The 8,403-nt window shown below is 53.4% G+C and carries 6 protein-coding genes; 2 read left to right on the top strand and 4 right to left on the bottom strand.

Annotated features, from left to right (window positions below):
• Positions 1–877 precede the first annotated feature (877 nt).
• The gene (locus tag HMPREF2954_RS08755; protein WP_039855760.1) at positions 878–1,096 is read left to right on the top strand and encodes an HP1242/YdcH family protein; all 219 of its coding nucleotides are present in this window, start codon (positions 878–880) and stop codon (positions 1,094–1,096) included.
• 66 nt (positions 1,097–1,162) lie between these two features.
• Here HMPREF2954_RS08755 and HMPREF2954_RS08750 read toward each other — a convergent pair whose 3' ends face one another.
• The 4 genes from HMPREF2954_RS08750 to trpS form a co-directional block, all read right to left on the bottom strand.
• Positions 1,163–2,686 (bottom strand): phospholipase D family protein, encoded by a 1,524-nt coding sequence (locus HMPREF2954_RS08750; protein WP_070689094.1) that lies wholly within the window; start codon positions 2,684–2,686, stop codon positions 1,163–1,165.
• A 145-nt stretch (positions 2,687–2,831) separates the two neighbouring features.
• Positions 2,832–3,836: an adenosine deaminase gene (locus tag HMPREF2954_RS08745; protein WP_045072987.1), complete on the bottom strand. Its 1,005-nt coding sequence runs from the start codon at positions 3,834–3,836 to the stop codon at positions 2,832–2,834.
• A 17-nt stretch (positions 3,837–3,853) separates the two neighbouring features.
• A complete protein-coding gene (locus HMPREF2954_RS08740) occupies positions 3,854–4,393 on the bottom strand; it encodes a hypothetical protein (protein WP_045072989.1) in 540 nt (179 codons plus the stop codon).
• Between the two features lie 77 nt (positions 4,394–4,470).
• Positions 4,471–5,481 (bottom strand): tryptophan--tRNA ligase, encoded by a 1,011-nt coding sequence (trpS, locus tag HMPREF2954_RS08735; protein ID WP_045072991.1) that lies wholly within the window; start codon positions 5,479–5,481, stop codon positions 4,471–4,473.
• A 258-nt stretch (positions 5,482–5,739) separates the two neighbouring features.
• On the opposite strand from trpS, the gene clpB reads away from it, so the two are divergent.
• Complete coding sequence (clpB, locus tag HMPREF2954_RS08730; RefSeq protein ID WP_045072993.1) at positions 5,740–8,313, top strand: ATP-dependent chaperone ClpB; 2,574 nt, start codon at positions 5,740–5,742, stop codon at positions 8,311–8,313.
• The last annotated feature ends 90 nt before the right edge of the window (positions 8,314–8,403 follow it).

Raw genomic sequence — 8,403 nt, 5'->3', positions numbered from 1 at the left:
GACCAGCCGCCTTCAGGCGGCTGTGTGTTGAAACCGTATTGTGGACGCGCATCCGCACCCCGAACGGCCAGTCGCCTTCGGGCGGCTGTGTGTTGAAACCCGTAACCATCGAAAGACGCGTCTCAAAATCAACCAGTCGCCTTCGGGCGGCTGTGTGTTGAAACGACTTGGCAATGATGCTTGGCTACAACGATATGCCAGCTGCCTTCAGGCGGCTGTGTGTTGAAACGGGAAAAAACTATCAGTGTGTCTGTCGCCCTAAACCAGCTGCCTTCAGGCGGCTGTGTGTTGAAACGCAATCAACGCACGGCGCATCTCAAACCCCTAACCAGCTGCCTTCAGGCGGCTGTGTGTTGAAACTAAACGAAGCCTTAAAAAGGGCATACATAAACGACGCCAGCCGCCTTCAGGCGGTTGTGTGTTGAAATAGACGACCTCTACCGTACTGGCGATTGATTTTGCTAGCCGCCTTCAGGTGACTGCGTGTTGAAACCCGTAGCCGAGGGAGCAGAGGTAGAGGCGCAGGCCCAGCCATCTTCAGCTAACCATATGTCGAAACCAGACTGTGTTTTCCTGATTTAAACCATCTGTAACCATTTACTTTTTGATGGTTATGTCTGAAAAATCATCTGTGGAATAGGAAATCGTTAATCCATCAAATCTCTGTTTTTCAGACGACTGTAATTGGATTTGTTTGGTTCTAATTAAATCAGATTTTTCCAGCTTCGGGCTGCCGGATAAATTTGATGCAATACAGGGTTTGATTAGCTAGGGGCTGGATAAAAACGGCAGCTTTGTTATAATAAAACTACTGGCAGTTACATACTTTTCTTGGCATTGCGCCGTTTTATTCATATTAACGAAAGAGGAAAACAAAATGTTTCCAGAATATCGTGATTTAATTTCCAAATTAAAACAAGAAGACGCCCACTTCGCCCGTCTGTTTGACGAGCATAATGAGTTGGACGATAAGATTACAGGTTTGGTTAATAATCCTGTTACCAGCGGTTCTGAAGAAATTGAGGAGCTGAAAAAAGCCAAATTGAAACTGAAAGACGAATTGTACGCTCTGTTGCAAAAGGCTTCAGGCAAGTAATCGGGATTTGAATAAGGTCGTCTGAAAATGCCAATCCAGGTTTTCAGACGACCTTTCGTTTGGGTTTTACAGCAATCCTTCTATCGGCAGGATGGAGAGGATTTTGGAGGTAACGCGTTTCCAGAATTTGGCTTCCGGCTCGGCGGAGTAGGTTTTCTGGGTGGCGGGGTCGTGCCAGTGCAGTTTGTTGTATTTGTCGAGGGTAACCTGATAGGCGTATTTGGGGGTGGTATTGACGAGGGTGCGCTGCATTTCGCCTGCGATTTTGGGGTTTTCGAGGACGACACCCATTTCGGTGTTGAGTCTGGCGGAGCGCGGGTCGAGATTGAATGAGCCGATGAAGACGCGTTTTTCGTCCACGATGAAGGTTTTGGCGTGCAGGCTGGTGGCGGAGCTGCCGGTCAGACCGCGGTCTTTGGTGGTGGGGACGGCGTGGTTGGGTTGCAGCTCGTAGAGTTTGACACCGGCTTTGAGCAGGGGCTTGCGGTATTTGACGTAGCCTGAATGGACGGCGGCGACATCGGTCGCTTGGAGCGAGTTGGTCAGGACGGTTACGTCCACGCCGTTTTTGACGAGTTGGTCGAGCGCGCGCACGCCTGATTTGGTGGGAACGAAATAGGGCGAAACGAGATAAACGCTTTTTTCGGGCGTTTTCAGAGCGTCCTGCATGCGGTCGAAAATAGGAGGTTTGTGGCGGTCTCGGTCCAGCCCTTTGGCGGGGTCGTCGCTGATCAGGCGGGTGTGGACGCTTTGCCAGTCTATGCTGTTGCTCTGCATTTTTTTGTAGAGTTCGGAATTTTCGATGCTGCTGCGGTAGCGGCTGAGGGTTTCGTTTTTGTCTTTGTCGTTGTAACCCAGCTCTTGGAAGCCTTTTTCGATATCGCCTTTTTTGATGATGCTGGCGACGGTGTAGGAGGAATGGCTTGCCCAATAGCGGTCGAAGTCTTGAGAAACTTCGGTCACGACGCGGCCAGTGGCGAGGATATCGAGGTCGGCGAAGATGGTGTCTTCGCCGACTTTGAAATATTCGTCGCCGATATTGCGCCCGCCGAGGATGGTGGCGCGGTTGTCTGCGGTGAAGGATTTGTTGTGCATCCGACGGTTGAGGCGCGGGAAGTCGGTCAAATAGCCCAGCGCGCGCCATTTGCGGCGGACGAAGGGGTTGAACAGGCGAATTTCGATATTGGGATGGCTGTCGAGGGCGAGCAGGACGTTGTCCAGCCCGTTGGTGTTGTTGTCGTCCAGCAGCAGGCGCACGCGCACGCCGCGTTCGGCGGCACGGTGGATCAGGTTGAACATGAGTTTGCCGGAGATGTCGTTGTGCCAGATGTAGTATTGGAGGTCCAGGGTGTGGTCGGCGGCTTCAATCAGGGCGGCGCGGGCGACGAAGGCTTCGTGCGCGTCGTTGAGCAGATAGACATTGGAAATATCGCCGCCGGTTTTGGCAGTGGCGGTATTGAGCAGGGCATCCATGCGCGGGGCGGAACGGATGTCGAGGTAGTGGCTCTCAGGGCGCTCGTCCAGTGAGGGCAGGCCGGCGCAACCTGTCAGAAAAACCGGAAGCATAAGGATGAGATGGATTTTTTTCATTCTTGAGGTTGTTTCAGACGACCTTCTCACTGAATCGGTGTTTTTATTTAGAAGGGTCGTCTGAAAAGAAGTTCGATGTTTATACGGTTCGCATTTTAACCGAGAACAAAGCCGACCGGATTGCTTTTTCAGGTCGGCTTTGTGTCTAAACATGGATGCCGTCGATTTCGGCGTACCGTTTTGCTTTTTCTTCCTCGTTTAAAAACGAGGCTTTGAACGAGTTTTTACATAAGATACGGATGTCTGCTTCATTCAAATCCAATGCGTCGGCAAGTTCGATGAAATTTTGGTTGAGGTAGCCGCCGAAGTAGGCGGGGTCGTCTGAATTGACGGTAACCAATACGCCGCGCTCAAGCATACGGCGCAGGTTGTGCCGGGACAGGTCGCCGACGACTTTGAGTTTGAGGTTGCTCAATGGACAGACAGTCAGGGGCATTTGCTCGGCAATCAGGCGCTGCATAAGCGGTTCGTCTTCTTCAGAGCGCACGCCGTGGTCGATGCGGACGACTTTCAGCAAATCCAACGCTTCCCAAACGTATTCGGGCGGGCCTTCTTCGCCGGCATGGGCGACGGCGGGAAAACCTTGCGAGCGGGCTTGGGCAAAGACGCGCTCGAATTTCGAGGGCGGGTTGCCGAGTTCGCCCGAATCCAGTCCGATGCCGTCGATATGTCGTCTGAAAGGCTGCGCTTGTGCAAGCGTTTCAAACGCGGATTCTTCGCTCAAATGCCGCAGGAAACACATAATCAGCCTGCTGGAAATGCCCCATTTTTCCTGCGCTTCCAGACGGGCGCGGGTAATGCCGTTGATGACGGTTTCAAACGGTACGCCGCGCGCGGTATGGGTTTGCGGGTCGAAGAAGATTTCGGTGTGGACGACGTTGTCCTCGCGGCAACGGATGAAATAGGCTGTGGTCAGGTCGTAAAAATCCTGCTCGTGGAGCAAGACTGCCGCAGCCGCGTAGTAAATATCGAGGAAGGATTGCAGGTTGTGAAAATCGTAAGCGCGGCGCACGGCTTCCACATCCGCATAGGGAATGGAAACGCCGTTGCGCTCGGCGATGGCGAACATCAATTCCGGTTCGAACGTGCCTTCGATATGGACGTGCAATTCGGCTTTAGGCAGGGCGCGGATTAAGGTGTGTACGGTCATGGGCGGCACCCGCTCGGTCAATAGTGGCGGCGGCGGAAGTAGAACATTCCTTCGCTGTCGAGTTCGAGGATGTAGCGGCCGTTTTGAACGGCGGCATAACCGCTTTTGCCAGCCTGATACGGTTGCAGGGCGGCATGGGAGAGGAGGTAGCTTGTCAGTTTGCCGCCGTCTTCGGCGATGTTGCCGACCAGTTTGGCAAACAAGGCATGGCATTTGCCGTTTTCAGTCCAGCCCAAAGGCTCGCCTTTGTCGCCGGTTTCCATACATTTGCCGCTGATGACTTCCAAATCGTTGGGGTGGTTGCCGATCAGTTGGATGACGTTTTGTTCGGACAAGCCGTTAATCGGATAGCTGATTTGTTTTTTGCCGTCGTTGGTTTTGCTTTCGCTGCTTTGTCCTAAATCCAAGCCTGCGATGGCGTTGTTGTCGATGTATTTGACTTTAAACGCAGGCTTTGGCGCGGCTTCGGCGGCATTTTGGGCGGGCTCGGCTGGGGCTTCGGATTTGCCGCAGGCGGCGAGCAGGAGGGCGGATAAGAGAATCGGAAAGGCTTTCATCGGATATTCCTTGTTTTAAACAGGAAAAGGTCGTCTGAAATATAAGCAGACTGCTTTTTCAGACGACCTTTTGAGATTTACTTCAATGGGCGGATGCCGACGGCGTCGCGGACTTTGTCCAGCAGTTCGCGCGCTTCTTTGCGCGCTTTGGCGGCACCTGCCTGCAGGATGTCTTCGATTTGCGAAGGATTGGCGGTCAGCTCGTTGTAGCGTTCGCGCGGTTCAGCCAGCTCGGCGTTGATTTTGGCGGCCAAGAGTTTTTTGGCTTCGCCCCATGCCAGGCCTTCAGCAAGCATTTGCGTAAACGCTGCGGTTTCAGACGGCGTGGAGAAGGCTTTGTAGATTTCAAACAAAGGGCTTTCGTCGGGCTGTTTCGGCTCGCCCGGCTCTTTCATGTTGGTGATGATTTTGTTGACCGATTTTTGGGTTTTCTTGTCGTTTTCCCAAAGCGGAATGGTGTTGCCGTAGGATTTGGACATTTTGCGTCCGTCCAAGCCGACCAAGAGTTCGACGTTTTCGTCGATTTTCACTTCGGGCAGGGTGAAGACTTCTTTGAAGCGGTGGTTGAAGCGGCCGGCGATGTCGCGCGCCATTTCAACGTGTTGGATTTGGTCGCGGCCGACGGGCACTTCGTTGGCGTTGAACATCAGAATGTCGGCGGTCATCAGGATGGGGTAGCTGTACAGACCCATTTCCACGCCGTGGTCGGGGTCTTCCTGATTGTTTTCGGCGTTTGCCTGCACGGCGGCTTTGTAGGCATGGGCGCGGTTCATCAGGCCTTTGGCGGTGATGCAGGTCAGAATCCAGTTCAATTCCATCACTTCGGGAATGTCGCTTTGGCGGTAAAAGGTGGTGCGCTCGGGGTCGAGTCCGCAGGCAAGCCAAGTGGCGGCAACGGCCTGGGTGGATTGGTGAATCATCTCCGGCTCGTGGCATTTGATGATGCCGTGGTAGTCGGCGAGGAAGAGGAAGGATTCGGTATCGGGGTTTTGCGCCGCGCGGACGGCGGGGCGGATGGCACCGACGTAGTTGCCCAGATGCGGGATGCCGGTGGTGGTTACGCCTGTGAGGACGCGTTTCTTGCTCATGGGAATATCCTTAAATAGCTCAAGGTCGTCTGAAAATGAAATAAGGATGGATTATACCTGATTCCCAACGAGTTTTCAGGCGACCTTTTTATAATTGGCATATGGACTTATTCACAGCTTTTTTTATTTAATTTTATTTAAAAACATAAAGATACCATTTTTTCAATATTTTCTTAGATTTTCCTTCTTGAGTTATCCACAGGCGGCACTATATAGCATTCATTAGAATGATATTTCAAAAGAAAAGGAAACCTAAAGATGAGATTCGACAAATTAACCGCCAAATTCCAACAAGCCCTTGCAGAAGCTCAGAGTTTGGCGTTGGCTGCGGACAGCAGCTATCTGGAAGCGGGCTTTGTGCTGAAAGCCCTGCTTGACGATCAAAACAGCGGAGCCGCCGCGCTCTTGGCTCATGCGGGCGTGAATGTGCCGCAGGTGAAACAGCGTTTGCAGCAGCATTTAAACAGCCTGCCGAAAGTGTCCGGCCAGGGGGGCGATATTCTGCCCAGCCGCGAATTGCAGGCGGTGTTGAACCTGATGGACAAAGCGGCAACCAAGCGCGGCGATGCCTATATCGCCAGCGAACTTTTCCTGCTCGCCTTAGTGCAGCAGAACGATGCGACCGGCAAAATCCTGAAAGAAGCCGGTGCGACCGAACAAAACATCAATGCCGCGATTGACGCGGTACGAGGAGGACAAAACGTGAACGATGCCAATGCCGAAGACCAACGCGATGCGCTGAAAAAATACACGCTCGACCTGACCCAGCGCGCCCGCGACGGCAAACTTGACCCCGTTATCGGCCGCGACGACGAAATCCGCCGCGCGATTCAGGTATTGCAACGCCGCACCAAAAACAACCCCGTGCTGATTGGTGAGCCGGGCGTGGGTAAAACCGCTATCGTCGAAGGCTTGGCACAGCGCATCGTCAACGGCGAAGTGCCTGAATCCCTGCGCAACAAACGCCTGCTGGTTTTGGACTTGGCGGCATTGATTGCCGGTGCGAAATACCGTGGCGAATTTGAAGAACGCTTGAAAGGCGTGTTGAACGATTTGGCGAAAGACGACGGCAACACCCTGATTTTCATCGATGAAATCCATACTTTGGTCGGCGCGGGCAAAACTGACGGCGCGATGGACGCGGGCAATATGCTGAAACCGGCTTTGGCGCGCGGCGAACTGCACTGCATCGGCGCGACCACTTTGGACGAATACCGCCAATACATCGAAAAAGACGCGGCACTCGAACGCCGCTTCCAAAAAGTATTGGTCGGCGAACCCAGCGTGGAAGACACCATCGCCATCCTGCGCGGTTTGCAGGAACGTTACGAAATCCACCACGGCATCGACATCACCGACCCCGCCATCGTTGCCGCCGCGGAATTGAGCGACCGCTACATCACCGACCGCTTTCTGCCCGACAAAGCGATTGATTTGATTGACGAAGCCGCCAGCCGCATCAAAATGGAGCTGGACAGCAAACCCGAGCAGATGGACAAACTCGACCGCCGCATCATTCAGCTCAAAATGGAAAAAATGCACGTTGCCAAAGAAAGCGATGACGCCAGCAAAAAACGTTTGGAACTGATAGACGAAGAAATCGACGGTTTGCAAAAAGAATACGCCGATTTGGACGAAATCTGGAAAGCCGAAAAAGCCGCATCTTCCAGCACCGCCGACATCAAGAAACAGATGGACGACATCAAAGTCAAAATCGAGCAGGCCAAACGCCAAGGCGACTTTGCCCGCGCGTCCGAACTAGAATACGGCGAGTTGCCGAAATTAGGCGCACAGTTGCAAGCTGCGGAAAGCAACCCCGACGGCAAAAGACAAAACAAACTTTTCCGTACCGAAGTCGGCGCGGACGAAGTGGCCGAAATCGTATCGCGCATGACCGGCATCCCCGTGTCCAAAATGATGGAAGGCGAACGCGACAAGCTGCTGAAAATGGAAGAAGTATTGCACCGCCGCGTGGTTGGTCAAGACGAAGCCGTGCGCGCCGTGTCCGACGCCATCCGCCGCAGCCGCTCCGGTCTTGCCGATCCGAACAAGCCATACGGCAGCTTCCTGTTCCTAGGTCCGACCGGCGTGGGTAAAACCGAGTTGTGCAAAGCCTTGGCAGGCTTCCTGTTTGACAGCGAAGACCACCTCATCCGTATCGACATGTCCGAATACATGGAAAAACACGCCGTTGCCCGCCTGATCGGCGCGCCTCCGGGTTATGTTGGCTACGAAGAGGGCGGCTACCTGACCGAACAAGTCCGTCGCAAACCGTACAGCGTGATTCTTTTGGACGAAGTGGAAAAAGCCCATCCCGACGTGTTCAACATCCTGTTGCAAGTATTGGATGACGGTCGCCTGACCGACGGACAAGGCCGTACCGTGGACTTCAAAAACACTGTCATCGTCATGACTTCCAACATCGGCAGCCAGCACATCCAACAAATGGGCACGCAGGACTACGAAGCCGTGAAAGAAGCGGTGATGGACGAGGTGAAAGCCTACTTCCGCCCCGAAATGATCAACCGTATCGACGAAGTGGTCGTGTTCCACGGACTGAATCAGGAGAATATCCGCAACATTGCGAAAATCCAGCTCAAAGGCTTGGAAAAACGTTTGGAAGCGCAGCACCTGCACCTGAAAGTGGACGATGCCGCCTTGGATTTGATTGCCCAAGCCGGTTTCGACCCCGTGTACGGCGCACGCCCGCTCAAACGTGCCATCCAGTCGGAAATCGAAAACCCGCTGGCCAAAGCCCTGCTCGAAGGCAAATACGCGCCCGACAGCACGATTCATGTGAAAGAAGAGGGCGGCAAGCTGGTGTTTGCCTGATTTGAGTGTAGATTGAGATAAAGTGATGAAAAAGGTCGTCTGAAAACCTGATTGTGGGTTTGAACTGGCCCCCAAATCTTGGACACTCAT

This window comes from Neisseria sp. HMSC067H09, assembly GCF_001814135.1.
Taxonomy (GTDB): domain Bacteria; phylum Pseudomonadota; class Gammaproteobacteria; order Burkholderiales; family Neisseriaceae; genus Neisseria.
Note: the sequence above shows the minus strand (reverse complement) of the source record. Positions and strands in the feature narration are given on the sequence as shown.